26 protein-coding genes and 1 other RNA gene are annotated in these 25610 nt (G+C 57.9%); 10 read left to right on the forward strand and 17 right to left on the reverse strand.

Going from position 1 to position 25610, the window contains the following annotated elements; genetic code table 11:
• Positions 1-188 precede the first annotated feature (188 nt).
• The 5 genes from ABJM03_RS14070 to ABJM03_RS14090 form a co-directional block, all read right to left on the reverse strand.
• Positions 189-1769, reverse strand: a complete 1581-nt coding sequence (locus ABJM03_RS14070) for an ABC transporter ATP-binding protein (protein ID WP_348418484.1) — start codon at positions 1767-1769, stop codon at positions 189-191.
• Positions 1769-2881: an ABC transporter permease gene (locus ABJM03_RS14075; RefSeq protein WP_348418485.1), complete on the reverse strand. Its 1113-nt coding sequence runs from the start codon at positions 2879-2881 to the stop codon at positions 1769-1771. Before ABJM03_RS14075 ends, ABJM03_RS14070 begins: the two co-directional genes overlap by 1 nt.
• Positions 2881-4026 (reverse strand): microcin C ABC transporter permease YejB, encoded by a 1146-nt coding sequence (locus ABJM03_RS14080; RefSeq protein ID WP_348418486.1) that lies wholly within the window; start codon positions 4024-4026, stop codon positions 2881-2883. Before ABJM03_RS14080 ends, ABJM03_RS14075 begins: the two co-directional genes overlap by 1 nt.
• Before the next feature lie 3 nt (positions 4027-4029).
• A complete protein-coding gene (locus tag ABJM03_RS14085) occupies positions 4030-5889 on the reverse strand; it encodes an extracellular solute-binding protein (protein ID WP_348419135.1) in 1860 nt (619 codons plus the stop codon).
• A gap of 256 nt (positions 5890-6145) precedes the next feature.
• Complete coding sequence (locus ABJM03_RS14090; RefSeq protein WP_348418487.1) at positions 6146-6646, reverse strand: cytochrome c family protein; 501 nt, start codon at positions 6644-6646, stop codon at positions 6146-6148.
• Between the two features lie 128 nt (positions 6647-6774).
• Here ABJM03_RS14090 and ABJM03_RS14095 point away from each other — a divergent pair, with 128 nt between their 5' ends.
• Entirely contained in the window at positions 6775-7629 is an 855-nt protein-coding gene (locus ABJM03_RS14095; protein WP_348418488.1) for a prephenate dehydratase, read from the forward strand.
• Here ABJM03_RS14095 and ABJM03_RS14100 read toward each other — a convergent pair.
• Together ABJM03_RS14100 and nudC are read right to left on the reverse strand one after the other, a co-directional pair.
• Entirely contained in the window at positions 7620-8090 is a 471-nt protein-coding gene (locus ABJM03_RS14100; RefSeq protein ID WP_348418489.1) for an SRPBCC family protein, read from the reverse strand. The two genes, ABJM03_RS14095 and ABJM03_RS14100, sit on opposite strands and share 10 nt — an antisense overlap.
• Positions 8091-8199: 109 nt before the next feature.
• Positions 8200-9168 (reverse strand): NAD(+) diphosphatase, encoded by a 969-nt coding sequence (nudC, locus tag ABJM03_RS14105; RefSeq protein WP_348419136.1) that lies wholly within the window; start codon positions 9166-9168, stop codon positions 8200-8202.
• A gap of 167 nt (positions 9169-9335) precedes the next feature.
• Here nudC and ffs point away from each other — a divergent pair.
• Positions 9336-9433, forward strand: an RNA gene (gene ffs / locus ABJM03_RS14110) — signal recognition particle sRNA small type.
• A 95-nt stretch (positions 9434-9528) separates the two neighbouring features.
• On the opposite strand, the gene ABJM03_RS14115 is transcribed toward ffs, so the two are convergent.
• Positions 9529-10365 carry a neutral zinc metallopeptidase gene (locus ABJM03_RS14115; protein WP_348418490.1) on the reverse strand — a complete coding sequence of 279 codons (837 nt, stop codon included), beginning with the start codon at positions 10363-10365 and terminating at the stop codon, positions 9529-9531.
• A gap of 58 nt (positions 10366-10423) precedes the next feature.
• On the opposite strand from ABJM03_RS14115, the gene ABJM03_RS14120 reads away from it, so the two are divergent.
• The 4 genes from ABJM03_RS14120 to recR all read left to right on the forward strand — a co-directional run bounded on the left by ABJM03_RS14120 (position 10424) and on the right by recR (position 13686).
• A complete protein-coding gene (locus ABJM03_RS14120; RefSeq protein ID WP_348418491.1) occupies positions 10424-10786 on the forward strand; it encodes a DUF202 domain-containing protein in 363 nt (120 codons plus the stop codon).
• Positions 10787-10872: 86 nt separating this feature from the next.
• Positions 10873-12633, forward strand: a complete 1761-nt coding sequence (locus tag ABJM03_RS14125; protein ID WP_348418492.1) for a DNA polymerase III subunit gamma/tau — start codon at positions 10873-10875, stop codon at positions 12631-12633.
• 64 nt (positions 12634-12697) lie between these two features.
• On the forward strand, positions 12698-13042 hold the full coding sequence (locus tag ABJM03_RS14130; RefSeq protein WP_348418493.1) for a YbaB/EbfC family nucleoid-associated protein: 345 nt from the start codon (positions 12698-12700) through the stop codon (positions 13040-13042).
• Positions 13043-13092: 50 nt separating this feature from the next.
• Positions 13093-13686: a recombination mediator RecR gene (gene recR, locus ABJM03_RS14135; RefSeq protein ID WP_348418494.1), complete on the forward strand. Its 594-nt coding sequence runs from the start codon at positions 13093-13095 to the stop codon at positions 13684-13686.
• A gap of 110 nt (positions 13687-13796) precedes the next feature.
• Here the strand turns inward: recR and ABJM03_RS14140 are convergent, their stop codons facing one another.
• From ABJM03_RS14140 to ABJM03_RS14150, 3 genes are all read right to left on the reverse strand, one after another.
• On the reverse strand, positions 13797-14975 hold the full coding sequence (locus ABJM03_RS14140) for a type III PLP-dependent enzyme (protein WP_348418495.1): 1179 nt from the start codon (positions 14973-14975) through the stop codon (positions 13797-13799).
• A 236-nt stretch (positions 14976-15211) separates the two neighbouring features.
• Positions 15212-16303, reverse strand: a complete 1092-nt coding sequence (locus tag ABJM03_RS14145; protein WP_348418496.1) for an endonuclease/exonuclease/phosphatase family protein — start codon at positions 16301-16303, stop codon at positions 15212-15214.
• 110 nt (positions 16304-16413) lie between these two features.
• Complete coding sequence (locus ABJM03_RS14150; protein WP_348418497.1) at positions 16414-17181, reverse strand: DUF1013 domain-containing protein; 768 nt, start codon at positions 17179-17181, stop codon at positions 16414-16416.
• Between the two features lie 127 nt (positions 17182-17308).
• On the opposite strand from ABJM03_RS14150, the gene ABJM03_RS14155 reads away from it, so the two are divergent.
• Positions 17309-17947: a ribonuclease T2 gene (locus tag ABJM03_RS14155; protein ID WP_348418498.1), complete on the forward strand. Its 639-nt coding sequence runs from the start codon at positions 17309-17311 to the stop codon at positions 17945-17947.
• Between the two features lie 86 nt (positions 17948-18033).
• Here ABJM03_RS14155 and ABJM03_RS14160 read toward each other — a convergent pair whose 3' ends face one another.
• The gene (locus ABJM03_RS14160) at positions 18034-19020 is read right to left on the reverse strand and encodes an NAD(P)H-quinone oxidoreductase (protein WP_348418499.1); all 987 of its coding nucleotides are present in this window, start codon (positions 19018-19020) and stop codon (positions 18034-18036) included.
• 128 nt (positions 19021-19148) lie between these two features.
• Between ABJM03_RS14160 and ABJM03_RS14165 the strand changes: the two genes are divergently transcribed.
• Both ABJM03_RS14165 and ABJM03_RS14170 read left to right on the forward strand, forming a co-directional pair.
• Entirely contained in the window at positions 19149-20345 is a 1197-nt protein-coding gene (locus ABJM03_RS14165; protein WP_348418500.1) for an AMP-binding protein, read from the forward strand.
• A complete protein-coding gene (locus ABJM03_RS14170) occupies positions 20342-21442 on the forward strand; it encodes a thiolase family protein (protein ID WP_348418501.1) in 1101 nt (366 codons plus the stop codon). Before ABJM03_RS14165 ends, ABJM03_RS14170 begins: the two co-directional genes overlap by 4 nt.
• Here the strand turns inward: ABJM03_RS14170 and ABJM03_RS14175 are convergent.
• From ABJM03_RS14175 to ABJM03_RS14190, 4 genes are all read right to left on the reverse strand, one after another.
• A complete protein-coding gene (locus tag ABJM03_RS14175; RefSeq protein ID WP_348418502.1) occupies positions 21431-21982 on the reverse strand; it encodes a biotin transporter BioY in 552 nt (183 codons plus the stop codon). The two genes, ABJM03_RS14170 and ABJM03_RS14175, sit on opposite strands and share 12 nt — an antisense overlap.
• Positions 21979-22593, reverse strand: a complete 615-nt coding sequence (locus ABJM03_RS14180; protein ID WP_348418503.1) for an energy-coupling factor transporter transmembrane protein EcfT — start codon at positions 22591-22593, stop codon at positions 21979-21981. Before ABJM03_RS14180 ends, ABJM03_RS14175 begins: the two co-directional genes overlap by 4 nt.
• On the reverse strand, positions 22568-23299 hold the full coding sequence (locus tag ABJM03_RS14185; RefSeq protein ID WP_348418504.1) for an ABC transporter ATP-binding protein: 732 nt from the start codon (positions 23297-23299) through the stop codon (positions 22568-22570). Before ABJM03_RS14185 ends, ABJM03_RS14180 begins: the two co-directional genes overlap by 26 nt.
• A gap of 89 nt (positions 23300-23388) precedes the next feature.
• Positions 23389-24066: a COQ9 family protein gene (locus tag ABJM03_RS14190; RefSeq protein ID WP_348418505.1), complete on the reverse strand. Its 678-nt coding sequence runs from the start codon at positions 24064-24066 to the stop codon at positions 23389-23391.
• A 111-nt stretch (positions 24067-24177) separates the two neighbouring features.
• Here ABJM03_RS14190 and rpsU point away from each other — a divergent pair, with 111 nt between their 5' ends.
• Positions 24178-24384, forward strand: coding sequence for a 30S ribosomal protein S21 (rpsU, locus tag ABJM03_RS14195; protein ID WP_025051451.1), 207 nt, complete (start codon positions 24178-24180; stop codon positions 24382-24384).
• Between the two features lie 68 nt (positions 24385-24452).
• Here the strand turns inward: rpsU and ABJM03_RS14200 are convergent, their stop codons facing one another.
• Positions 24453-25553 carry a histidine kinase dimerization/phosphoacceptor domain -containing protein gene (locus ABJM03_RS14200; protein WP_348419137.1) on the reverse strand — a complete coding sequence of 367 codons (1101 nt, stop codon included), beginning with the start codon at positions 25551-25553 and terminating at the stop codon, positions 24453-24455.
• Positions 25554-25610: the final 57 nt, after the last annotated feature.

A 25610-nucleotide genomic window follows, 5' to 3' on the forward strand; every position in this document is an offset into this window, starting at 1 on the left:
TTTAATTCGTCGACATCAGTGCAGAAAGCGCCAATTTCATACAGCGCCTATGGCTTGCGCGAAAAAAGCCGCGCAAGCGCGCCACACAAAGATCGACACAATTGCGGGGCACGTAGAAAGGGCAACATGCGGCGGCGTGAATACCGCAATTCTACTCCGGCGCTTCGGAGCGTTGACCCGACCGTGATCTATGTCGCGGCTTGCAGCAAATTGCGCGTGTAATCGGTTTGGGGATTGTCATAGAGCACGTCCACATCACCGTACTCAACCACATCGCCCCGCTTCATCACCATCACACGATGCGACATTGCACGCACAACCTTAAGGTCATGGCTGATAAATAGATAGGCCAGCCCGTATTTAACCTGCAAGTTACGCAGCAAGTCCACGATCTGAACCTGTACGGTCATATCCAGCGCGCTTGTCGGCTCATCCAGTACCAGCAGGCGCGGACGTAGAACCATGGCGCGGGCGATGGCGATGCGCTGCCGTTGACCGCCAGAGAACTCATGCGGATAGCGATCCATCGTCGCCGGATCGAGACCCACTTCAATCATCACATCATGCACCAGCTCGCGCTGATCGCGGGCCGGATCGACCTTATGGATGCTAAGCCCCTCCGCAATGATTTGCATACAGGTCATACGCGGGCTCAGGCTGCCAAAGGGGTCCTGAAACACGATCTGCATATCTTTACGCAAGCGGCGCAGGTCCTTTGTGGACCATTTGCGAATATCATCCCCCATAAAGGTAATCCCGCCTTCGGAGGCAATAAGCCGCATGATGGCCAAGGCCAACGTCGTCTTGCCAGAGCCGCTCTCACCCACGATGCCGATGGTCTCACCTGCGCGCACGCTCAGGCTCGCGTCATTAACAGCTTTTACATGGCCAACGGTACGGCGCAGCAACCCCTGCTGGATCGGGAACCAGATTTTGAGGCTATCAGTTTCCGCGATCACTTCGGCATTTTCTGGCACAGGCGCAGGGCTACCGGATGGCTCGGCCCCCAACAGCTTTTGCGTATAGGGATGTTGCGGGTTGTCAAAAATCTCTGCCGTTGGCCCCTGCTCGACAATCTCGCCGTGCTGCATCACGCAAACACGATCCGCGATGCGGCGCACAACGCCCAAGTCATGGGTGATGAACAACAGGCCCATGCCTTCGCTGTCTTTAAGCTCTTTCAGCAGGTCGAGGATTTGCGCCTGAATGGTCACATCCAGCGCGGTCGTCGGCTCATCCGCGATGAGCACATCAGGCTTATTGGCCAATGCCATGGCGATCATCACACGCTGGCGTTGGCCGCCCGACAATTGGTGCGGATAGCTGCCCAAGCGGCTCTCGGCATCGTTGATGCCTACCTTCTCCAACAGCTCAAGAATACGCGCCTTCAGCGCATCACCCGACAGCCCTTGGTGCAAGGCCAACGACTCTGCCAGTTGCTTATCAATAGTATGCAGCGGATTGAGCGAGGTCATCGGCTCTTGGAAAATAAAGCTGATGTCATTGCCACGCACTTTGCGCAGCAGCTTGTCCGAGGCGCCAATCATCTGTTGGCCGTCATAGGTGACAGAGCCCTCAACATGCGCGGTTTCACCCAACAACGACACGGTGCTGAGGGCGGAAACGGATTTACCCGATCCACTCTCCCCTACCAGCGCAACAGTCTCGCCGCGCTCGACGTGAAAGGAGATGCCTTTGACTGCCGGAGAAAGCTTGCCATCCTGCCGAAAAGACACGCGCAGGTTTTGTACATCCAAAAGCGGGGCCATCAGGAAAACGTCTTTCTGGGGTCAAACGCATCGCGGATCCCCTCGAATATAAACACCAGCAGCGACAGCATGATCGCAAAGGTAAAGAATGCGGTGAAGGCGAGCCATGGCGCTTGCAGGTTTTGTTTGGCTTGCAGCGTCAGCTCCCCCAGTGACGGGGCCGAGGATGGCAGGCCAAAGCCAAGGAAATCAAGCACAGCCAGTGAGGAAATCGTGCCGGTAATGAGGAATGGCAGCATCGTCAGCGTGGCCACCATCGCATTGGGCAGCATATGGCGGAACATGATCGTCGTGTTGCCCACGCCAAGCGCACGGGCAGCACGGACATATTCAAGGTTGCGCGCCCGCAAAAATTCGGCACGCACCACGCCAACAAGCGCTGTCCAACTGAACAGCACCAACAGGAATACCAACAGCCAGAAACTTCGCCCCAAAATCGCGAACATGATGATGATCACATAAAGCGACGGCGTAGAGGTCCAGATCTCGATCACGCGCTGGAAAATCAGGTCCAGCCAACCGCCAAAGAAGCCCTGCACCGCGCCTGCGGCGATGCCGATGATCGTGCTTAGGCCGGTGACAAGGAGGGTGAAAACAATACTCAGCCGGAAACCGTGGATGACGCGGGCCTGCACGTCACGCTTGGTCCCGTCTGTGCCCAGCAGGTTCTCGCCATTGGGTGGCAGCGGAGCTGCACCGGGGCGATCAACGGCGGTGTCAAAGCTGTAGGGAATGGGGGGCCAGATAGACCAGCCTTTGGCAAAACCTTCGGTATCGGCATCAAAACTGCCCTCCCTGATCTGCGCAACCATCCCTTCGGGATCGTCAAAACACGCCTCCAGCCCGCCACTGGCGATAAGGCACTGCACCTCGGGGTCGCGGTAGGCGGCTTCGGTCTGGAAATCTCCGCCAAAGGCCGTTTCGGGATAAAATTTGAAAATCGGCGTATAGAAATCCCCGCGGTAGTTCACAAGGATCGGCTTATCATTGGCCAAAAATTCGGCGAATAGCGACAGGGTGAAAACCACAAGGAAGATCCACATGGACCAATAAGCGCGCCTGTTGCGCGTGAAATTACGCCAGCGGCGCTGGTTGAGCGGAGACAATGCCATCAGCCTTCCCTCTTCTCGAAATCAATGCGCGGGTCGACCAGCACATACATCAGATCGGAAATAATCCCGACCACCAGCCCGATCAGTCCAAAGATAAACAACGTACCAAAGACGATAGGGTAATCCCGCGCCACGGCGGCCTCAAACCCCAAACGCCCCAAACCGTCGAGGGAAAAGATCGTCTCGATGATCAGGCTTGAGCCGAAAAACACGCCGATGAACACCGCAGGAAAGCCTGCGATCACGATCAACATCGCGTTGCGGAACACATGGCCGTACAGAACCTTACTCTCGGACAAGCCCTTGGCGCGGGCGGTCATGACATAGTGTTTCTTGATCTCGTCCAGAAAGCTGTTTTTGGTCAGCAGCGTCAGTGTCGCAAAGGCCGAGATGGTCGAAGCAAGCACCGGCAGCGTGATGTGCCACGCGTAATCCTTCACTTTGCCCCATGCGCTAAGCTGATCGAAGTTGTCGGACGTCAAGCCCCGCAGGGGGAAAAGTTCGTAGCAGGTCGGGTTATACGTCGCCCCGCCGGGCCACATATCGGCCAGACCGGGAATGCGGAAACAGTTGGCAGGCACAAACAGCACCAACAAAAGGATCGCGAACAAAAAGCCCGGAATGGCGTAAGCCGCGATAATCGCGCCGGATGTCCAAGTGTCGAACTTTGACCCATCGCGCACGGCTTTCTTAATCCCCAACGGGATCGAAATCATATAGGCGATCAAGGTCGACCAAAGCCCCAGCGTGATCGAAACAGGCAGCTTTTCCTTGATCAGATCAATGACCGAGATCGAGCGGAAATAGCTCTCTCCGAAGTCGAACATCACGTAATTGCCAAGCATGTTGAAAAACCGCGCCACGGGCGGTTTGTCAAAACCGAATTCCTTTTCCAGCTCTTCGATAAATTCAGGTGGCAGACCACGTGAGCCTACGTAATTATCACTGCCCCCCAGATCGACTGTCTCTCCATCGGAACCGGATCCGGCAAAGCCGCCGAACACGTCACCGCCGCCCTGGATGCGGGCAATCGCCTGCTCCACGGGGCCGCCCGGCACAAATTGCACCAGCGCAAAGTTGACCAACATGATCCCGAACAACGTAACCGGGATCAACAACAACCGTCTGAGAATATAGGCGCCCATGATCTACCTCAGCGCGCCAGCCGCACGCAGTTTTTCTGCTTTTTCAGCGTCGTACCACCAGAAATCCAGATAGCCCAGCGCATAGGCGGGTTGGTCTTTCGGGTGGTCATATTGGTCATAATAAGCGGTCCAATATACATCATTGTACCATGTGGGAATGATGAAGAACTCATGCCGCAAAGCACGGTCAAGCGCCATTAGCGCGGCATCTTCTTCTTCGCGGGTATCCGCCTGAAGCGAAGCCTCGATTATGGCATCCACCATGGGGCTCGCAAGGCCTGCGGGGTTGAACAACGAGAAGCTTGCCGCCTCGGAGCCATAACGCTGGGCAAGCCCCGTCCCCGTCCCGAGGAAGGAGGCGTATTGATCATACACCAGATCATAGTCCCGATCACGCTCACGTGCCGTATACTGTGAACTGTCGACCCTTTCCAAAACAGCTTCGATCCCGAAAGCGGTCAGGTTGGACATGAAATTCTCAACCACCGCTGATAGTGTCGCAGAGCCAGCCGAGTTCAACAGGAAGGTCACGCGTAGCGGCTCTCCCTCGGCATTGCGGCGCTTACCATCGTCTCCCACAGGCCAGCCGGCCTCATCCAACAACTTGGATGCCGCGCGGGCATTGCGCCGGTCCAACAAGCGCGCAGCGCCAGAGGTATGCGGCATCCGCGCCTCTTCTGTCAGCAGCTCGGGGTCAATCACATCGCCCAGCTCTTGCAGAAAGGCCAGTTCGGCCCCCTGTGGCGCGCCAGCCGCCATCAACGGCGTATCCTGGGTAAAGGAAGCGCGCTGTTTGAACAGCCCGTATTGCAGGGATTCGTTGGTCCATTCAAAATTGAACGCCAAGGAGATCGCTTCGCGCACACGCTTGTCCTGCATCACCTCGCGGCCAAGGTTGAACACGATCCCCGAAGGCGCAGGCGGGGAGCCATCGGGAATTTCTTCTTTTACAACATAGCCATCAGCCACTTTTGGAAAATCATAGGCCGTAGCCCATTGTTTGGAATTCCCCTCGTTGCGGTAGGTATATTCACCGGATTTAAATGCCTCAAAGGCCGAATTTTCATCGCCGAAATATTCTACGCGAATACGGTCAAAGTTATTGCGCCCTACATTGAAGGGCAGATCATTGCCCCAATAGTCAGGGTTGCGTTTGTAGACGATGCGGCGGTTCACATCGACGGTTTCAATCATATATGGGCCTGAACCCGGAGAGGTCTCCAGACGGCTTTCATCAAGGCGCGCACCGGACTCTTCATACCATTTCTTTGACCACGCAGGCACAAAGCCGACCTGTTCGATCATTGATCGGCGTGAAAGCCCTTCGGTGAAGTAGAATTTGATCCGGTGATCATCCAGCACCTCAACCTTGGGGATGCGCTTGCGCACCGCCTCGGCATAAGATTGCAGGCCTTGGTCCAGCAAAAGGTTGTGCGAGAATTCGATGTCATATGCGGTGACCGGATCCCCGTTCGAGAATTTGGCATCAGGGCGCATATTAAAGATCACCCAATCCTTGGTCTCGGGGTATTCGACGCTTTCGCACAGCAGGCAGTAGTATTCTGAATACACATCCGCAGGCGCGCTTTCACCGCCGACGCCTTCGCCCAACAGGCTTTCGTACATGATCGTGCTAAGCGCACCCCCGCGGCCCTTGCGCGAATAGGGGTTCATCGAATCAAATGTCCCAAGGGTCGAGATCGAAATCTCGCCGCCCTTCGGCGCATCAGGATTCACATAGTCGAAATGTGGATAATCCGCAGGGTACGTCAGATTACCATAAAAAGAGTAACCGTGGCTTTTCACGATCGGCGCATGTTCTTCGGCACGCAAATCAGCGCCCCACAACGCGGCCGTGGCCATCACTGCAAATGTAGCAGTCAACCGGGCGGGCACGCGATCGCGGGTTTGAACACGGGCAAATGAAATCATGAAAAGTCTCCTCTGTTCCACACCAAAGGGCGGCGCCATTCGTGACATAGGCTAATGTCGGGACGCGCCAAGTTACAAGTTGCAAGTCTGTGATCTTGGGGAAATCCGCTGCCCGAGATCAAAGCAGACACTAAAAAGGCCGCCCCTTCGGCGACCTTTTTAAAACACAACAACACTTGCGTGTGTTTTAATTGCTAAGCGTTTGAAGATAGGCGATCACGTCCGCCCGATCCTCTGGCTTTGCCAGACCTGCAAAACCCATGGTCGTGCCCGGTGCATAGCCGCTTGGCTTTTCCAGAAACTCGTTCAGGTTTTCAGGCGTCCAAGCCTCGGCCACCTGCGCCAGAGCGCCGGAATAAGCAAAACCCTCAGCGGAGTCGGTGGGACGGTTCACAACACCATGCAAATAGGGGCCTGTCGCATTCGCGCCTGCTTCGGCCTTGTGGCACGCGGTACACTTGCGGAATACTTTGGCACCATCATCAGGTGAGGCCGCCGCCAACAGCTCTTCGAACGGCACTTCAGGCTCTGCGTCCACAGGCGCATCGCCTGCAACCGCGATCTCATAGGATGGCTCACCGTGCAGCGAAGCGTGATACAACTCTTCAGCGCCCCATTTTCCAAGCAAAAGCACCAGCCATGCACCAAGCACGCCAGCAGCAACTTTCGTAAGGGTCATTGTATCCATGGGTCCGTCCATCGCTTTGATTTATTCATCTGATTGCGGAGATATCTATTGCTTTCCCTCTGTGCAGGCAAGGTGTAGTTACCGCCACCAAACAACCATTTGACACGATTTCACACGGGAATACCGCGATGACCGCAAAACAGCCGCCACGTATCGCTTTCCAGGGGGCACTTGGTGCCTATAGCCACGAGGCCTGCCTATCGGCCCGGCCCGACGGAATCCCCGTGCCTTGTACCACCTTTGAAGGTGTTTTGCGCGCCGTGCGCGAAGGCCGCGCCGATCTTGCCATGCTTCCGGTCGAGAACACGACCTACGGCCGCGTGGCAGACATCCACCGGCTACTTCCCGAAAGCGGCATGCATATCATCGAAGAAGCCTTTGTGCGTGTGCGCATCGCCCTTATGGCCCGCCCCGGCACCACGCTGGAGCAAATCAAACACGTGCGCGCCCATCTGGTGTTGCTACCACAGGCACGCAGCTATCTGGACACCTTGGGCATCACATCAGAAGCCGCAGCAGACAGCGCCGGCGCCGCAGAGGAGCTCGCCGCGGGCGGCCCTGCGCATGAAGGCGTGCTGGCCAGTACTGTCGCCGCCGACATACACGGGCTCCAAGTCTTGGCCGACGGGATCGAAGACCTCGACCACAACACCACCCGCTTTTTGCTCATGGCACCCGACATTGACACCACGCCACGTGGCGAGCGCATGATGACCACTTTCATCTTCGAGGTCCGCAACATCCCCGCCGCGCTTTATAAAGCGATGGGTGGATTTGCGACAAATGGCGTCAACATGACCAAGCTCGAAAGCTACATGGTCGGCGGATCTTTCACCGCAACGCGCTTTTATGCGGATATTGAGGGCCACCCGGATGACCCGGCCGTCAAGCGCGCGCTGGACGAGCTGGGGTATTTCACCAACATGCTGGATATTCTAGGGGTCTACCCCGCGCACCCCGACCGGTGGAACGCTCAGACCTGACCGGGTTTATAGCGCGTTTCCAAATCCTTAGCGAATTCAGCCACGCGTAGCTTGAATTTCTTGGTCAATGTCGTCTTTGCCAGCTTGAGTGACTGAACCAACAGCCGTGCCGACAGGTTCAACGGCTTGATATCGAAGGTTAGCATAATCCGCGTGCGGTTTTTCGAAAGCGCTGCCAGCTCTAGCGTCATCAGGCACAACAACCCCTGCGAACGGCATTCGATCACCATTTCCTCGGGCTTGTCGAAGCTGATCATTTCCAGATCGACCTGACGCCGTTTGCCACGCAAATTGAACGCGGCGCGCCATCCCATACCAACACCGGGAACTGTTTTTGTGTCTGTCCGCTGCACCTCGGCCCCGCGGCGCATGGCGGCCCGCTCAAACCCTTCGAAATCGCACATCATGGCAAATGCGGCGTCAATCGGAACTTCTACATCTTCTTTTGTCGAGAATTTCATTGCCGCCTCATTCTTACTGGTCTTTACGCCATGGTCTTGCACATTAAACGCCGACAACCATCGGTCAACAGCAGATAGGCAATAATCGTCAACAGATGGTAAATTCGACTTAAGCGAGTGTATCCTGCAGCCATCGTTCAATCAGGAAATGGGCGATTGCCCCTTTTCGCGCAGGCAAAATTTCGGGGTGTGTCCCTTGTGAGATTGTCATCATTTCTTCGCGCGTGATCCATCTGGCATCTTCGATCTCAACGGGGTCGATTGTGATATCCGTGCTGGTCGCATGCCCCCAACAGCCAAACATCAGCGACGCGGGGAATGGCCATGGCTGACTCCCCAGATAGCCCACTTCACCGACCACAACGCCTGCTTCCTCGAATACCTCACGCCGCACGGCCGCTTCCAAGGTCTCACCCGGCTCAACAAACCCTGCCAACAGTGAGTACATCCCCTGCGGCCACCCCGGAGAGCGCCCCACAAGAATGGAATTCCCATGCGTGACAAGCATGATCACAACCGGATCCGTGCGCGGAAAATGCGCCGCACCACAAGCGGGGCAACCCCGCTGCCAACCGCCTTGCGTAGGCTCGGTCGGCGCGCCGCAGCGCGCACAAAAAGGGTGCCCTTCATGCCAGGCAAAAATCGCCTTGCCCGAGGCGGCAAGCTCTGCCTCCCGCGGTGAAAGCCATGTCATCACGCGGCGAAGCTCCGCAAACACCATCTCCTCGGGCAGGCCGGGGTGGTGTTGCTCGCTCGGGTCCAGAAATCCGCCAAGGGTGCTTTCGTCCAACGCCTCGGGTGTCCAGCCTGATATATCAACGGCAAAGACCGGCACGCCCTCTTCGCGACCCAGCAAAACGGGCGGCTCCTTGGCTTCGGCCAACACCGCGTGATCCAGCGCCAAACGCACCAGTCCGGCAGGCCGCGCAAGCGACATGAGCGGCTTGCCACGCCAGAAAACAATCGCGCGCGCGGCAGGATCCGCAGCAGCTTTGGCAAGAGCTTGGGGATTGCCCCGCAGCTCACCCGCGCGATCAAGGCCAGACCCGCCAAAGGTAACATGCTCTGCGTTTTTCATCTGCTCGTTCCGTTTCTTATCCATGACCGCACCGGACAGGCGATGTCGCGGCAATTCCGGTCCCCATGACTACATCAAGAAGCCGTTGATACAAGGCACCGAGCAGAATCGGACAGCAAAGCGCAGGAGGTCTTGCAGCACATCGACCAATTGCCTATATCACCTCCCGAGAGGTTGGTGCGGGCAGGCACCTCGCCAACCTGGTCAGGTCCGGAAGGAAGCAGCCACAACGAGTCCCGCTTGGGTCGTTATCAATCTCTCACCTAAGCGTTTTTGCAAAGCAAAAGCGCAAAGCCCGACAGGGGTATCCAAAGGATGCTCCCGAGAGGGCAAACATCTTTCACACCGCGCCATCTCCCCCTACAACCGCTGTGCTGCGAATGTATCGCATTGCCCTACATCACCCGAATCATAGCCGCGCTGGAACCAGCCTGCGCGCTGCGCGGATGTGCCGTGCGTATATGTATGAGGTTGCGGCACCTGCCCTGCGGAACGCTGCAAATGGTCATCGCCAATCTTGCGCGCCGCATTCAGCGCCTCTTCCAGATCACCACGTTCCATCAAGCCTTGCACATTTGTTGCCCAGATGCCCGACAGACAATCGGCCATCAGCTCTAACCGCACAGTGAGCGCGTTCGCCTCGACGGTTGAGCTGCGCTGCCGCGCCGCGTTCACCTTGGGTAAAATGCCAAGCTCGTTCTGAACGTGATGCGCAACCTCATGGGCGATCACATAGGCCGCAGCGAAATCCCCGCCTGCCCCCATCTGCCTGTCGAGAGCTACGAAAAAATCGGTATCCAGATAGGCTTTGTCATCCGCAGGACAGTAGAACGGGCCTGTTGCGCCGCTGGCGTTTCCGCAGGGGCTTTGGGTGACGCCATTGAAAATCACCAAAGTCGGTGGTGTATAGCTACGGCCCAATTGCTCGCGGAATATCTTTGTCCAGACATCCTCGGTTGTGGCAAGCACCTGTTCGCTAAACACGGCCTGTTGTTCGTTTTGCCCTGTACTGGCCGAGGTTTGCTGTTGTGTGCTTTCGCCCTGTAATAACGGGGTGACGTCGATGCCTGTGAAATAGCCGATGGCCAGCACCGCCAGCACACCAACAACCCCCAAACCTCGGGCCTTGCCCCCGCTTCGGCCACTGCTGCCGCGCCGCTCTACATTACTGCTGCGCCGAATACCTTTGAGCCGCATTACGTTCTCCCGCTGAAATCACTCTTGCTGTTTAACACGATTGCACCATCATTGCTCCATGAACAAAAACACCGAACTTGCAGAAAACCGCACCAACTGGGCCGAAGACAGGACTATTTTGGCCAATGAACGCACATTTGCAGGCTGGATGCGCACGGGAATGGCCTGCGTCGCCCTTGCCTTGGGGCTGCGCGCCGTATTCAGCGAATTCGAGCCCACATGGATTGCCAAAGGAGTGGCCTCGGTGTTCATCCTTTTGGCAGTATTCATCTTTTGGGCGGCACAGAACTCTGCGGCACAGACCCTATCACGGCTCACTGAAACCGAGGCCTGCGCACAACCCTTGCGCCGCACTCGGCTCATCGCGGCGTTTCTATCCATCGGCGCGCTGGCAACGGGCGCGATATTATGGCTGCTGTAAGGCGGCAAAACGCTCTGCCCCGTTGCCCCTGCCCGTCCCAGCGCATACCCTAGGCCCAACATCAGAATCCCACCGACAGGATACCCATGTCTGACGCAACAGCCTACCGCGTGCTTGCTCGCAAATACCGCCCCGAAACCTTTGCCGATCTGGTCGGGCAAGAGGCGATGGTGCGCACGCTGAAAAACGCGTTTGATGCAGACCGTATTGCGCAGGCCTTTATCATGACCGGTATTCGCGGCACCGGGAAAACCACAACCGCCCGGATCATCGCCAAAGGGATGAACTGTATCGGAGCCGATGGCAGCTCGGGTCCCACCACCGACCCTTGCGGCGTGTGCGAACATTGCACCGCCATTATGGAAGGCCGCCATGTCGACGTGATCGAGATGGACGCCGCCTCCAACACCGGCGTCGGCAACATCCGCGAAATCATCGACAGCGTGCACTACCGCGCGGCCTCGGCCCGCTACAAAGTCTATATCATCGATGAGGTGCACATGCTGTCCACGGGCGCGTTCAACGCCCTGCTAAAGACGCTTGAAGAGCCGCCAGAGCACGTCAAATTCATCTTTGCGACCACCGAAATACGCAAGGTGCCGGTCACCGTGCTTTCCCGCTGTCAGCGCTTTGATCTGCGCAGGATCGAACCGGAGGTGATGATCGCCCTGCTCAAAAAGATCGCCGGTGCAGAAAATGCCGAGATCGCTGATGACGCGCTGGCGCTCATTACCCGCGCGGCCGAAGGTTCGGCGCGCGATGCGACCTCATTGCTGGATCAGGCCATCAGCCACGGCGCAGGCGAGACCACAGCGGTGCAGGTCCGCGCCATGCTGGGGCTTGCTGACCGATCTCGGGTAATGGACCTGCTCGACATGATCCTGCGCGGGGATGCAGCCAGTGCGCTAACCGAGATTGGATCGCAATATGCCGAAGGTGCAGATCCCATGGCCGTGTTGCGGGATCTAGCCGAGATCACCCATTGGGTCAGCGTGGTCAAAATCACCCCTGACGCGGCCGAAGACCCGACGATTTCCCCCGAAGAACGCGACCGTGGTACCGCCATGGCCGAAGCATTGCCGATCCGCGTGCTTACACGGTTCTGGCAGATGCTGCTCAAAGCGCTTGAAGAAGTTGCAAGTGCGCCCAACGCGATGATGGCCGCAGAGATGGCGATCATTCGGCTGACCCATGTGGCCGACCTTCCGACGCCAGGCGAGCTGGTCAAAAAGCTGCAAAACACACCCGTCCCCACAGCGCCCCCTGCTGCCCCACAGGGCGGTGGCGCGCCAAATGGCGGCGGCAGCGCTGGCGGCCCTCAGGCAATGCAACCTGCGCAAACCCAAATGGCTGGCGCGCCGAACGGGGCCGGTCAAACCACCGCTTTGGCTCAGGAGCCTGCATCGGCACTGGCCCATTACCCCACGTTTGAACATGTGCTGGAGCTTATCCGCCACAACCGTGACGTAAAGCTGCTGGTCGAAGTCGAAACCTCCCTTCAGCTTGCCGCTTACCAACCCGGCCGGATTGAATTTGTCCCCACTGACACCGCGCCGCTTGATCTGGCACAGCGCCTTGGCAACAAGCTACAACTGTGGACCGGCACCCGTTGGGCGGTGAGCGTTGTCAACTCTGGCGGCGCGCCCACCATTGCCTCGCTGCGGGACGCCAAAGAGAACGCCCTGCGCGCCGATGCCGAGGCACATCCCCTGATGCAAGCCGTCATGGTGCAGTTTCCCCGCGCCAAGATCACCGCCATCCGCACTCCCGAAGATATCGCCGCTGCCGCCGTGAACGAAGCATTGCCCGAGGTGGAAGACGAATGGGATCCCTTCGAGGACAGCTGACCCACCCTTGCCGATTGGCGTGCAAGGCAACATATATAAACTAACTCAACGAATGGAGAACACAATGTTCAAAGGACTAGGTGGCCTCGGCGATATGGCCGGTATGATGAAAAAAGCTCAGGAAATGCAGGGCAAAATGGCCGAGATGCAAGAAGAGATGCACAACGTCATGGTCGAAGGTGAAGCCGGTGCCGGCCTTGTCAAAGCTACCTGCACTGCCAAGGGTGAGTTGAAGGCGTTGGATATCGATCCGTCGATCTTTAACGGTGACGACAAAGAAGTCGTCGAAGATCTGATCCTTGCCGCCATCAAAGACGCGCAGGGCAAAGCATCCGACCGCGCGCAAGAAGAAATGAGCAAGCTGACCGAAGGCTTGGGCCTGCCGGCCGGCATGAAGCTGCCGTTCTGAGCCGCCCTTGCAGGTGATCCGCCCCCTACAGATGTCGCGAGCGTAGACAAATGAGTTCCACCCGCGACATCGACGCGTTGATCGAGCTGATGGCAAAGCTGCCCGGCTACGGCCCCCGCTCGGCGCGGCGCGCGGTTCTGCACCTGATCCGTAAACGTGCGCTGCTGCTGTCTCCGCTGGCGGATCAGATGCAACAAGTGGCTGCGACGGCCCGCGAATGTCTGAACTGCGGCAATGTAGGCACCGCAGATATTTGCGATATCTGTGACAGCAACAAACGGGCCAACGGCGAGCTATGCGTAGTAGAAGACGTGGCCGACCTATGGGCCATGGAACGCTCGGGCGTGTTCAAAGGGCGCTATCACGTGCTGGGCGGCACGCTATCAGCGCTGGACGCTATCGGCCCGCAAGAGCTTCGGATTCCACGGCTGGTTGATCGTGTCCAAAGCGAAGGCATCAATGAGGTAATCCTTGCCTTGAATGCCACGATAGATGGCCAAACCACCGCCCACTACATCGCCGACCAGCTTGACGGGCAGGTCCAGCTGACCTCTCTGGCTCAGGGCGTGCCCATCGGGGGTGAACTGGATTACCTCGATGACGGGACCATCACCGCCGCCATGCGCGCGCGGAAAAATATCTAGGCTGAAACGGAAATAGGGCCGGACTTCGCAAGAACCCCTGCCCTATCTTGTTTGTTGGCCACCCGCTCCTCCCAAACCGGGCGGCCCTTCCACCTCTAGCGATCCAATTCCTAAAGAACGATCACATCCAGTGGCGGAAAACCGTTGAACCCCACAGAGCTATAGGTGCTGGTATAGGCACCACAGTTGCGGATCATCACCTTATCGCCATGACGCAGCGCCAATGGCAAGTTCATCGGGCGCTTTTCGTACAAAATATCCGCGCTGTCACAGCTGGGGCCGGCCAGCACACAGGGGCCGGTTTCACCACCATCGTGCGGCGTTGTGATCTGATACCAGATCGCTTCCCCTTCGGTTTCGGCCAAGCCCGAGAACCGACCAATATCCAGATAAACCCAGCGGTGCATATCATCGGCTGATTTGCGGCTCACCAACAAGACTTCGGCCGCGATGTGACCTGCCTCGGCAACTAAACCGCGACCCGGCTCTGCCATCAGATGCGGCACATCGCCAAAGCGCGCGGTCACGGCGGCTACAACAGCTGCGGCATAACTGCGCGGGGATTGTACATGCTCACCATGAAAGGCAGGAAAGCCGCCACCGATGTTGAGCAATTGCAGATCATGCCCCGCCGCGCGCGCCGCGTGCCACAGCGCACTCACATCATCCAGCACAGGGTTCCAGAACGCGGCCTGCCGGGTTTGCGATCCGACATGGAACGACAGACCATAGGCCACCAGCCCCAATTCGACTGCATAATCCAACAGCCCCATCATGGACGAAGGCGCGTAACCGAATTTGCGCGACAATGGCCAGTCGGCCAGCGAATTTTCAACGATCAGGCGGATGTAAACTTTTGCGCCGGGCGCATGTTTGGCGATCTTTTCCAGTTCCGCCTCGCTGTCAGCCGCAAAAAGCTGCACCCCCGCCTCATAGGCAAAGGCAATATCTGCGCCGCGCTTGATGGTATTGCCGAACGAGATGTCCTGCGCCCGCGCCCCTTGGGACAGGCACAGTTCAATTTCCTGCCGCGAGGCCGCATCAAAGCCCGAACCTTTCAGAACAAGCGTGCGAATAATCTCGGGCGCAGGGTTCGCTTTGACTGCGTAGTGGATGTGGGCGTTACCCAAACCCGACTTCAGCGCGTCAAAGGCTGATGCGACACGTTGGCGGCTTACAACAAGCGTAGGTTTGTCGAAATCATTCGCGGCGATATAAACAGCGGCGGGATCGGCGTAGACAGGGCTGGCACCACGCAGGGCGCCGGGAACAGTAGCATTCATGGTCATCTCCAAAGAGCAGGTGGGGCGGGAGCACCCCAAGTGTCGTTTCAAGAGACGTTACCGTCGCTGCATAAACGCGGGTCAGTCAGAACCCTGAGGGAAAACTGACCGGCCAGAGGCGCGTGCGTTGGCGTCTGTATCTGCGCATTTACGCCCTTTATGGATTCGCACAAGATAGAAAATCATGCAGTTCGCATTTTTCTTTGTCGGCCTGTCTTCGCGTGAAAATCACTCCGTTGACGTCAGTCTTCCCAATCCGCACCAATCGGATCGCGGTCACGTTGTTTTTCAGCCTTTATCATCTGCCTGACCTCCTGCGTCTCAGAGGCATCCGCCTCGCCCACATCACTGATTTGGGCCTCGGTGTCGGCCAATGCCAGCTCGAACAGCATCGGAAAGTGGTCCGAGCCGATCTTTTCAAGCCGCGCCATGTGCAACAGGCGAAACTGCGGATCATGGAAAAGATGATCTAGCGGCCAACGCGCCCACCAGTGATAGGCATGAAACGAATTGAAGAAACCGCGCCCGACGCGCGGATCAAGCAGCCCTGACAGGCGCTGAAAACGCCGCGTCGTTGTTGACCACGCCACATCGTTCAGATCACCAGTCACAATCACCGGCATCTCGTCTTTTGCGGCCTCTAGGCCAATATGCGCGATCTCGCTGTCCCGGCCTTTTGAATCGTGATTGATTACTGGGGGCTCTGGATGGACCACATAAACCAAAACGTCTTCGCCGGAACGCAGCGTGGCAACCATGCGCACAGATGGCACACCTTCGGTCACAACCTCACGTACCTTGATGCCCGAAAGCGGGAGCCGCGACAGAACGCACATGCCATAAGTATTGTCCTTTGGCACCTCTACCCAATGATCATAGGCATGACCCAACCCCTCTTTGAGGGCTTCGATCCACGGGCCATCCACCTCAACCGCGCTGACCACATCCACATCGTATTTGCGCACCAAAGCAATCAGGTTTTCATAATCGCGGTTGGATTGCTTTACATTAACCGACAGCACCGAAATGTGGCGTTCGGTCTCCTGCTGAAGCACCAGATCCGCCTCAACAGATTGTTTGGGCCAGATTGGTGTAAATTTAATGATATAAAGCAGGTTCACACCCGCAAGAAGCAACGCGCCCAGTTCAAGCCAAGCAGGAAGGCCCATAACTGCGCCGATTGCGGCCAGCAAACTGGCCACCCAGAAAATTTGCACACGGACAAAGGCACCGCCGTGCACGACCCCGTGGCTTAGTTTGCTCAGCGGCAAGAAGGTGAGGATGACCAACAGGCCAAAAATGCCACTACCGATCCAATGTACGACGTCTGTCATTGTGCAACTGCCTCGCCCAAGATCAAAAAAGGCGCCCGAAACCGGACGCCTCACTTAGTTTAACACATAAATTGCTATAGCGGTTCCCGAACACCGCAAGCGACACCAACTTATTTGGTGTCGTCTTCGTCGTCGTTCGCGCCACCGGGAATGTTAAAGAAGCTTTCCGCATCCGAGAAATCGCTATCGCTTTTCTCTTTCCCATCCTCATCGTCGTCCAGATCAGCCGTCAAGCTGAAGGTCTCCAGACCCTCGATCGCGCTCGGGATTTTTGGCTCTGTATCCATACCAAGGCTTTGCTCGGTGCTCACCAGCTTGCGACGCTCATCATCGGACATAACACCGCCTTCGGCGGCTTTCTTGGCGGCTGCAACTTGCACCATCCCGTCCAATTCGGACTGCTTACACAGGCCCAGCGCAACGGGATCGATCGGCTGAATGTTCGCGATGTTCCAATGGGTCCGCTCACGGATCGCCTGAATGGTCGGCTTGGTCGTGCCGACCAGTTTGCTGACCTGCGCATCCGACAGCTCGGGGTGGAATTTCACCAACCACAAGATTGAGGCCGGACGGTCCTGACGTTTGGACAGCGGCGTATAGCGCGGGCCGCGGCGTTTTTCTTCGCCCGAAGCCGCAGCGTTGAATTTCAGCGTCAGCTTGTACAGCGGGCTGGCTTGCGCCTTGTCGATTTCTTCTTGGGTCAGCTGGTTGTTGGTGACGGGATCAAAACCCTTCACGCCTGCTGCCACATCGCCGTCCGCAATGCCCTGCACTTCCAGCTCGTGCATGCCGACGAAATCCGCAATCTGTTTAAAGCTGATGGTTGTGTTATCCACCAGCCAAACGGCGGTGGCTTTTGCCATAATCGGTTTAGCCATGTCTCTCTCCTATAAACGCACCTTCCCCGTCGCCTGACTTAGGCTGTCCCGGATGCCGGAACCGTTTCCAATTTGGGGGAACTTATGGCTTATATAAACAAAGCCCCTCCATAAGGAAAGACCCCAGATGCGCCGCACCCTTCTCAGCCTGCTTGCTTGCCTCATAGCCGCCCCTGCCTTTGCCAAGGGAGAGCGGGCAGGCGAATTTGATTATTATGTTATGGCGCTCAGCTGGTCGGCAAATTGGTGTGCCCTTGAGGGAGATGCCCGCAATTCACCGCAATGCGATGCACGTGAGGATCATGGCTGGATCCTGCATGGGCTTTGGCCGCAATTCCACCGTGGCTTTCCGTCATTTTGCCAAACCGCCAAACGCCCGCCTTCGCGCAGCATGACCAATAACATGGCTGACATTATGGGCACCGGCGGCTTGGCAAGGCATCAGTGGAACAAGCACGGCACCTGCACCGGTCTGAGCGCCACAGACTACTACGCCTTGTCGCGCCGCGCCTATGCCAGTGTCACACGCCCCCCCATCTTTCGAAAGCTCGACAAAACGGTCAAACTCCCCGCCTCTGTGGTCGAGGATGCCTTTATGAAAGATAATCCAACCCTCACCCGCGACAATATCACAATCACCTGCCGCCAAGGCCATATCCAAGAGGCACGCATCTGCCTGTCCCGCGATCTTACCCCCGTTCCCTGCGGTGCCGATGTGATCAAGGATTGCTCCCTGAAAGACGCGATATTCACGCCGCTCCGCTAGGCCTACCTGTAGCCCAGAAAAAAGGCCGAACGCAGCGTCCCGCGTTCGGCCCTATAGAATGTGCTGCGCCTCAGCAGAGCCTGCGATCAACCGCCGACTTTCAACACGATTTTGCCGATGTGCTGGCTGGCTTCCATATGCGCATGGGCTGCGGCTGCATCCTCAAACGCAAAGGTGCTATCCATAACAGGTGCCACGCGCCCGGCCTCCAGCAGGGGCCAAACCGCCTCACGCAGCTCGGTAGCGATCTGCGCCTTGGCCAAATCCGATTGCGGGCGCAGGGTAGAACCGGTCATCGTCAAGCGCTTCATCATCAGCGGAGCAAAGTTGATCTCGGCTTTTGGACCGCCAAGAAAAGCGATCTGCACCAGACGCCCCTCGAAATCCAACGCCTTGAGGTTACGCGCAATATAGTCACCGCCAACCATATCAAGGATCACATCCGCGCCGCCCTCGGCCTGTATGATCTCGACAAAATCTTCGGTCTTATAGTTGATCGCCCGCTCGGCCCCCAGTTTTACGCAAGCCTCACCTTTCGCATCATTGCCAACCGTGACAAAGACCCGCGCCCCAAAGGCATTGGCCAGCTGGATCGCCGTTGTCCCGATACCGGACGAGCCACCATGGATCAAAATGCGCTCCCCTGCTTTCAGCCCGCCGCGCATGAACACATTGGACCAGACCGTAAAGAACGTCTCGGGCAGGCAGGCCGCTTCCTTGAGCCCCATGCCGCGTGGCACGGGCAGGCAATGCGCCGCTGGCGTGGCCACATATTCCGCATAACCGCCACCGGGCAGCAACGCACAAACCTTGTCGCCAATAGCCAGCCCTGTCACGCTATCGCCAATGGCTACGACCTCCCCCGAGGCTTCGAGCCCCGGCAGATCGCTTGCTGTGGGGGGCGGCGCATAAGCGCCTGCACGCTGCAACGCATCCGGGCGGTTCACACCGGCCCAGGCAACCTTGATCACCACCTGCCCCTGCGCGGGAACCGGCACAGGGCGCTGCGTTTCTTTCAGGACCTCCGGTCCTCCCGCCTCGGTAATCTCGATGGCACGCATCATCTGTGACATAGTGAGGATCCTTCTACCCTGTTGCCTTTCCCCAAACATAGATCAGGCCCAAGGGGAGTACACCCCCATGTGGCCAGCCACGCCTGCCTTTGGTATAAAGAACCATTGCCCGCCACCAAGGACGCACCATGCCCGCCGCACATTTCAAATGGCATCCCGATGCCCGCGTTTTTGTTGCAGGGCAGCAGATCACGCATCGGCGACAACAGACAAACCCCACCATTCGCGCCACGCCTGCCGCACAGGCAATAGGCGGCATTTTGAATTCTATGGGCGCGCACCCTTTCTGCGTTAGCGATACTGACGACATCGACCTCACCGTGCTGACAAGCCTCCAGTTTGCTACGCTCACGGGGGGCACCTCAGGCGCGCCAAAAGTGATCGCGCGCACACAGGCCTCATGGATTTCCAGCTTTGAAATCAATGCCGCCCAATTCTGCTACACCGCGCAGGACAGCATTGCCGTGCTTGGCAGCCTCGCTCATTCGCTTTCGCTCTATGGTGTTTTGGAGGCCTTGCATCTTGGCCTCGAGCTTCATGTGCTGGGCGGGCTTGGGCCAGCCGCTCAAACCGCACAGCTGCGCGCCCAAAGCTGCCGCATCCTTTACGCCACGCCAACACAGCTTCGCCTGCTGCCCGCAACCGCCCCTCTAAACGATGTACGGCTTATCTTGTGTGGCGGTGGCGCAATGACCGCCGACACCCGCGCCCATATAAAAGCTCTTTGCCCGAACGCACGCCTACATCTATTCTATGGCGCGGCCGAGACCAGCTTTGTCACCCTCAGCGATGAGACCACGCCCGAAGGTTCGGTCGGACGGGCATATGCAGGCGTCGATATTGCGCTGCGCGACACCAATGCCCGCGGTACTAGCACAATCTGGGTACGCAGCCCCTATTTATTTGACGGGTATCTGCAAGGCGACAGCCAGCACACACGCCGAGAGGGCGATTGGCTCACGGTTGGGGAGCTTGGGCGCATTGATTCCCAAGGGTACCTATACATACAAGGGCGCGCGGGCCGTGTGATCAACATAGCCGACCAGACGGTTTATCCCGAAGCACTGGAAGCGCATATCAGCGCCGCAACGCAACTGCCCTATTGTGCAGTGATGACGCAGGCCGATGATTTACGTGGGCGCAAATTGCTCGCCATCTTACCCGGCGTGCGGGATCCCGAACTGATCCGCCTCGTAAAGGACAGCTGCCGCACTGCCGGCCTGCACGTCCCGCGCCACATCGTGTTTCTGGCCCCCTTTCCCCTGTTGCCCTCCGGCAAACCCGACCTTGGAGAGATCGCCAAACAAACCGAGGCCCACCTATGACTGCACAGATCATCGCCGCCTGCCGCTCTGCCGTAGTGCCGCGTGGAGGTGCTTTTGCCGCGCTGTCGCTGCCTGATCTTGGCGCGCCTGTTCTGCAAGCGGCCTTGCGCCAAGCCGGTATCGCGCCCGCACAGGTCGACGAGGTTATTGTTTCAAACGCCCTTGGCGGTGGCGGCAATCCTGCCCGCCTTGTGGCACTTGCCGCAGGGCTTCCCGAACATGTCGCGGGGCTGAGCATCGACCGGCAATGCGCGGGCGGGCTGGATGCGCTGTTGCTGGCCAAAGCATTGGTCGAAAGCAGTGCCGCACACGTGGTGATCGCCGGTGGCGTCGAAAGCTATTCCCTCCGCCCGCAACGGTTACGAAATTTTCCGGATGGCCGACCGCCCGAACCCTATGACCAGCCACCATTCAGCCCGTGGCCAGACCGCGACCCTGACATGGCCCAAGCCGCAGATGCGCTGGCACAGGCTTACGGCATTTCAAGGGCAGATCAGGACGCATGGGCCATAGCAAGTCACCGCAAAGCGATGGGCGCATGTTTCAGTGCCGAGGAAATCGTTGGTATGGAAGGGCAGACCAACGACCCCTTTGCCCGCAGGATGTCGCCCTCTCTGGCCGCGCGTGTAAAACCGGTAGCAGGCAGCATCACCGCCGCCAATATGGCCGTCGCCGCCGATGGCGCGGCCTTTTGCGTTGTCGTGTCAGAACAATTGTGCCGCAGCTTGGGACACAGTGGCATCCGCATTATGGGCGGCGCGACCAAAGGAGACCAACCAGAACTGCCCGGCATTGCCCCGCTTGCGGCAATGCGCGCGACCTTTGATCAGACAGGCTTGAGCGCGCGCAATATTGCCTGTGCAGAAGTAATGGAGGCTTTTGCCGTGCAAGCCATCGCCTGTGTGCAAGGATCAGACCTTGACCCCGCCTGCGTGAACATTGGCGGCGGCGCATTGGCGCGGGGGCATCCTATCGGAGCCTCCGGCACCATCAACGCTGTGCGGCTATGTCACGAATTGCGCAAGACCGGCGGGACCGGACTTGCCACGATTGCAGCCGCAGGCGGTATCGCCACGGCCGTGGTTTTAGGCGCGTGACAAAACGCTGTCAGGGCGCGCGCGGTAAACCGCCGCTGTGATCAGCGCGGCCAGCGTTGCCTTTACCAGATCACCGAGAATAAACGCTTTGACCAACAACGCGGCCTCGACCAGCGTCTTTTCCAGAACCACAGACATACCCACGATGCCAAAGGCGTAAAGAACAAACACCCCACCCACAACAGCAGCAATCCCGGCAGCAAGCACCGCTTGCACATTGGCCAAACGCTCCATCACATATCCGGTCACGAATGCTGCCACAGGGAAACCGATCAAAAAGCCCACTGTCGGCGAGGCGAACAGGCCCAGCCCGCCCCGACCGCCCGACAAAAGCGGCAGGCCAAGAGCCACCAGCGCGATAAACAAAAGCGCTGCCAACCCACCGCGCCGCGCACCCAGCACAGTACCGCACAACATGATCCCAAGGCTTTGCGCCGTGATCGGCACCCCAAAGCCAAGCGTCAATGGCGGGATCAATCCCAATGCCGCAATCAAGGCTGCGAATAATGCGATCTGCACAAGGCTACGTTCTTGGGTCATTGTTTTCTTTCCATTCCTGTTCCGCCCCGCGCCCTAAGCGCTTGGGCAACATTATCTGCATCATCAAGAGCCAGCACCATGAAAGGCACGATTACCCGCCAGCCGGGTCGGCGGCGCGCCCGCGCGCGCCATGCCATTGACAGGGCTGCTCCCTTCTCTGTCAGGACGGGTGTAAACCGGATCACCATTGCGGTTGCAAGCTCTATTGCCCGCAGGTTCACCCCGAACCGGGCTAAAGGACGCAACAGCGCGCGCATCACTCCCATCATCGCGGCCAGCGTTGTGGTCATTGTCACCAGATTGGCAAGCGCCACCGCGGTGAGCATCCGGCACGCAATCATGGCCCCCTGCAGCGCCTCCCCCGTCACCAGATGCCACGTAAAAATGACCAGAACAAAAAACCAAAGCGGGCGGAGGCGTTGCAAACCATGGCGGAGGAATATCTGGCCCGGCAGTGCGTAAAGCGTCAAAACACAAGCAGCGGCCGCCAGCTGAAAGCCCAGATACGGCGTCATAAAAAGCACCACTGATGCCACACAAAGCGCACCCAGCTTGGCCCCCGAAGGCCAGTCATGAGCGCGGGTTTTAACTGGCGATGTCAGTGAGATCATCCCGCGCCCCCAGCTCGTGCATGGCGCGTAAATACGCCTCGACCACCACATCTGCCGCCCCTTGCTGCGCGATGCTCCCCTGTTCAATCCAAAGCGCGTGATCATAGCTTGCGATCATACGCGGATCATGGGTGATATGTATCAATGCGGCGTCAACGGTCGCCAAGACCCGCGTCAGATGCAGCATTGTCGGGATATCCAGCCCCGAGAAAGGTTCATCCAGAATGATAACTTCGGGGCGCATCACAAGGATCGACATCAGACACACCAGCTGCCGCTGGCCCTGAGACAGACGATGGACTGCTGCATCATGCCAGCCTTCCTTGCCAAATCGGGCAAGGATTTCCTGCACCCGCAGCGCGGTTTCAGCCTTGCCTAACCCCATCTGGCCAAGCCCGAAGCCGAGTTCTTCGTGCACTGTCGGGAAAATGATCTGGTGATCGGGGTTTTGAAACAAAATACCAACCGCGCCTAACGCGCCACGCCGGTCACCGGCGACATCCACCCCTGCGACGTGAACCCGCCCCCGGTCCGGCAATTGCAGCCCTGCAATCACACGCGCCAGTGTGGATTTACCCGACCCGTTGCGCCCCAACACCGCCACACGCGCCGCATTGCTGGATATGTTTATCCCCTTCAGGATATCACGTCCGTCAATCTCCAGATCGACATTCTCTACGTGCAGCAAAGACGGGGTATCTGCCAAAACGCGGGCCTTTTTAATGAGGTCAAAACCTGAACCCGCCGTTTACCAGCTTCGCAAAGCGGCGAAAAGCACGAAAGCAAATGGCGCGCTTAGCGGGTCCATCGGCCCGGCAACCCTTCGGCGGGCGGGCGCGATGGCGCTTTTACATGGCCAAGCAACCAATTCGGGCCTGCCATTACCTTGCTCAGCAACGGGTTATTGTTGACCTGCGCCTTGAGCTTTTCGATCTGCATCACATTCTCGATCCGACGATCCAGAAACGCCCATGTTTCGGCATGATCTTCGCTGGTATCGCCTAACCAGTATAACACCGTTGCCGAATACACCCCGCTAAGCGTGGCGCGTTTGGTGTACCAGTTCACATCCTCGGAGGTATCGCCCAGCGCGGTCCAGATCGCATCAGCCGTGCCCCAGATCGCCGCTGCGCCATCAGCCGCATACATCGGCAAAGCAAACAGGGTTGTGCCCCGGCGCACGACCTCTTTGTCTTCGACAGCTTCAAGGCGAAAGCGCACAGCGGCCGCCACCCGGTCACGGAATTTAATATCTTCCAGGTCGGCTTGGGCCAATTTCTCAAGCATCGCCGCATCCCCCTGCGCATGATACGCAAGGGCCAGATCGACCGCGCCGCGGGGGCACAGGCTTTCTGCCACGGTCCGCTCGACACCCGAATCAGCAATCGCAGCCTCAAAAGTCGTTTGGGACCAGCCATCAAACGGCACATGCATTACTGCGGCTTGCAAAAGAAGGTCTTTGGCGGCGGTCATTGGCTCTGCTCCGGCTCATGAGGGGATGCTAGACATTATAGCACATATTTGCTAAACGGCCACTTCCTGCAAATCCTTGCAACTTCAAACTAGAAAGGTGGTGAAAACCACATGCAGGTTAGTGTTCGCGATAATAACGTCGATCAAGCGCTGCGCGCCCTGAAGAAAAAACTTCAGCGCGAGGGGGTGTTTCGTGAAATGAAGCTTAAGCAACATTTCGAGAAACCATCCGAGAAGAAAGCACGCGAGAAAGCCGAAGCGATCCGCCGCGCCCGCAAACTGGCGCGGAAAAAGCTGCAGCGCGAAGGCATGATGTAAATCATCCCCTCACTGCTTTGAATAATCACCCCGTGACCTTCGTGGCCGCGGGGTTTTTATTTGCCTGCTCAGCCTATGAAACGCACAGTGAGCGACGTGCCACCTTCGCCGGATTCCACCTCCAGATGCCCACCCATCTGGGTTGCAGCCGCAGACATCAACATATCGCCCAGCCCTGTATTCTTTGGCTCATTGCCGGCGACTTCTGCCGCCGGTTTGCGCCCCACACCGTCATCGCGGCAAACAAGCAGAAAGTGCTGCGCGTCCTCTCGGGTCAGGCTCATTGTGACACGACCGCGCTGGCCATCCGGAAATGCATGTTTCACCGAATTGGCGGCAAATTCGCTCACGATCATACCAAGCGCCGACGCCTTGGGCGCCTCCAGCTCTTCGTCAACAGATGTCCCAGACAGGGTGACATTTTCCGGTGCGACATCCGCTAACAGCTTCAAAAGACGCTCAAGATACGGCTGTATCTCGATCGTGCTTTTCCCGTCGCGGCCCATCAGCTCGCTGTGCAGGCTCGACACCGCGCCAATCCGCCGCTCCACGACCTCCAGAACGTCCAGCGCTTTGGGGTCGGTGACCTGCCGCGACGCCACGCGCATCACAGATGCAATCGTCTGCAACGAGTTGCGCACCCGGTGATCCATTTCACTTTTCAGCGCTTCTTCCTGCGCGAGCTTTTTGCGTAGCTCCAACTGAACCATGACCTGTCGGGACAGCGTTCTGAGCGCCTTACGCTGAAAATCATTCAGCTTGCGCGGCTTGTTATCCAATACGCAAAGCGTCCCGATCGGCATCCCGTTTGGCGCAACCAGACTGGCACCTGCGTAGAACCCGACCTTTGGGCCCTCCTGGTGTAACGGATTATCCACCGAACGCGGGTCCTCCGCTAGGTTTTCAATCTCCAGAAAACCATCCTCAAGAATGGCATGCGAACAAATCGATTGGTCCAGCGTCGTCTGATCAGGCTCAAAGCCGACACGGGCCTTGAACCACTGGCGCTGATCATCGACCAGACTGATCAATGAAACAGGCACATCGCAAATCTCGGAAGCCAGCGCGACGATATCGTCAAAATCAGCCTCTTCGCCTGAATCGAGGATATCGTAGGAGTTGAGGGTCTGGATCCGCTGCGCCTGATCGGGGTGTTTATCGGCTAAAATATCCCTGCTCCTTCATCATCAGCTGGCCCCGTTAGGGTAAGCTATAGTTTACCATCT

It is taken from the genome of Sulfitobacter sp. (genome assembly GCF_039977885.1).
Taxonomy (GTDB): domain Bacteria; phylum Pseudomonadota; class Alphaproteobacteria; order Rhodobacterales; family Rhodobacteraceae; genus Sulfitobacter.

Excerpts from the sequence above, each read along its gene's own strand:
- ABJM03_RS14070 (WP_348418484.1), bottom strand. The coding sequence starts at position 1,769 with ATGGCCCCGCTTTTGGATGTACAAAACCTGCGCGTGTCTTTTCGGCAG.
- ABJM03_RS14075 (WP_348418485.1), bottom strand. The coding sequence starts at position 2,881 with ATGGCATTGTCTCCGCTCAACCAGCGCCGCTGGCGTAATTTCACGCGC.
- ABJM03_RS14080 (WP_348418486.1), bottom strand. The coding sequence starts at position 4,026 with ATGGGCGCCTATATTCTCAGACGGTTGTTGTTGATCCCGGTTACGTTG.
- ABJM03_RS14085 (WP_348419135.1), bottom strand. The coding sequence starts at position 5,889 with ATGGCCACGGCCGCGTTGTGGGGCGCTGATTTGCGTGCCGAAGAACAT.
- ABJM03_RS14090 (WP_348418487.1), bottom strand. The coding sequence starts at position 6,646 with ATGGATACAATGACCCTTACGAAAGTTGCTGCTGGCGTGCTTGGTGCA.
- ABJM03_RS14095 (WP_348418488.1), top strand. The coding sequence starts at position 6,775 with ATGACCGCAAAACAGCCGCCACGTATCGCTTTCCAGGGGGCACTTGGT.
- ABJM03_RS14100 (WP_348418489.1), bottom strand. The coding sequence starts at position 8,090 with ATGAAATTCTCGACAAAAGAAGATGTAGAAGTTCCGATTGACGCCGCA.
- nudC (WP_348419136.1), bottom strand. The coding sequence starts at position 9,168 with ATGAAAAACGCAGAGCATGTTACCTTTGGCGGGTCTGGCCTTGATCGC.
- ABJM03_RS14115 (WP_348418490.1), bottom strand. The coding sequence starts at position 10,365 with ATGCGGCTCAAAGGTATTCGGCGCAGCAGTAATGTAGAGCGGCGCGGC.
- ABJM03_RS14120 (WP_348418491.1), top strand. The coding sequence starts at position 10,424 with ATGAACAAAAACACCGAACTTGCAGAAAACCGCACCAACTGGGCCGAA.
- ABJM03_RS14125 (WP_348418492.1), top strand. The coding sequence starts at position 10,873 with ATGTCTGACGCAACAGCCTACCGCGTGCTTGCTCGCAAATACCGCCCC.
- ABJM03_RS14130 (WP_348418493.1), top strand. The coding sequence starts at position 12,698 with ATGTTCAAAGGACTAGGTGGCCTCGGCGATATGGCCGGTATGATGAAA.
- recR (WP_348418494.1), top strand. The coding sequence starts at position 13,093 with ATGAGTTCCACCCGCGACATCGACGCGTTGATCGAGCTGATGGCAAAG.
- ABJM03_RS14140 (WP_348418495.1), bottom strand. The coding sequence starts at position 14,975 with ATGACCATGAATGCTACTGTTCCCGGCGCCCTGCGTGGTGCCAGCCCT.
- ABJM03_RS14145 (WP_348418496.1), bottom strand. The coding sequence starts at position 16,303 with ATGACAGACGTCGTACATTGGATCGGTAGTGGCATTTTTGGCCTGTTG.
- ABJM03_RS14150 (WP_348418497.1), bottom strand. The coding sequence starts at position 17,181 with ATGGCTAAACCGATTATGGCAAAAGCCACCGCCGTTTGGCTGGTGGAT.
- ABJM03_RS14155 (WP_348418498.1), top strand. The coding sequence starts at position 17,309 with ATGCGCCGCACCCTTCTCAGCCTGCTTGCTTGCCTCATAGCCGCCCCT.
- ABJM03_RS14160 (WP_348418499.1), bottom strand. The coding sequence starts at position 19,020 with ATGTCACAGATGATGCGTGCCATCGAGATTACCGAGGCGGGAGGACCG.
- ABJM03_RS14165 (WP_348418500.1), top strand. The coding sequence starts at position 19,149 with ATGCCCGCCGCACATTTCAAATGGCATCCCGATGCCCGCGTTTTTGTT.
- ABJM03_RS14170 (WP_348418501.1), top strand. The coding sequence starts at position 20,342 with ATGACTGCACAGATCATCGCCGCCTGCCGCTCTGCCGTAGTGCCGCGT.
- ABJM03_RS14175 (WP_348418502.1), bottom strand. The coding sequence starts at position 21,982 with ATGACCCAAGAACGTAGCCTTGTGCAGATCGCATTATTCGCAGCCTTG.
- ABJM03_RS14180 (WP_348418503.1), bottom strand. The coding sequence starts at position 22,593 with ATGATCTCACTGACATCGCCAGTTAAAACCCGCGCTCATGACTGGCCT.
- ABJM03_RS14190 (WP_348418505.1), bottom strand. The coding sequence starts at position 24,066 with ATGACCGCCGCCAAAGACCTTCTTTTGCAAGCCGCAGTAATGCATGTG.
- rpsU (WP_025051451.1), top strand. The coding sequence starts at position 24,178 with ATGCAGGTTAGTGTTCGCGATAATAACGTCGATCAAGCGCTGCGCGCC.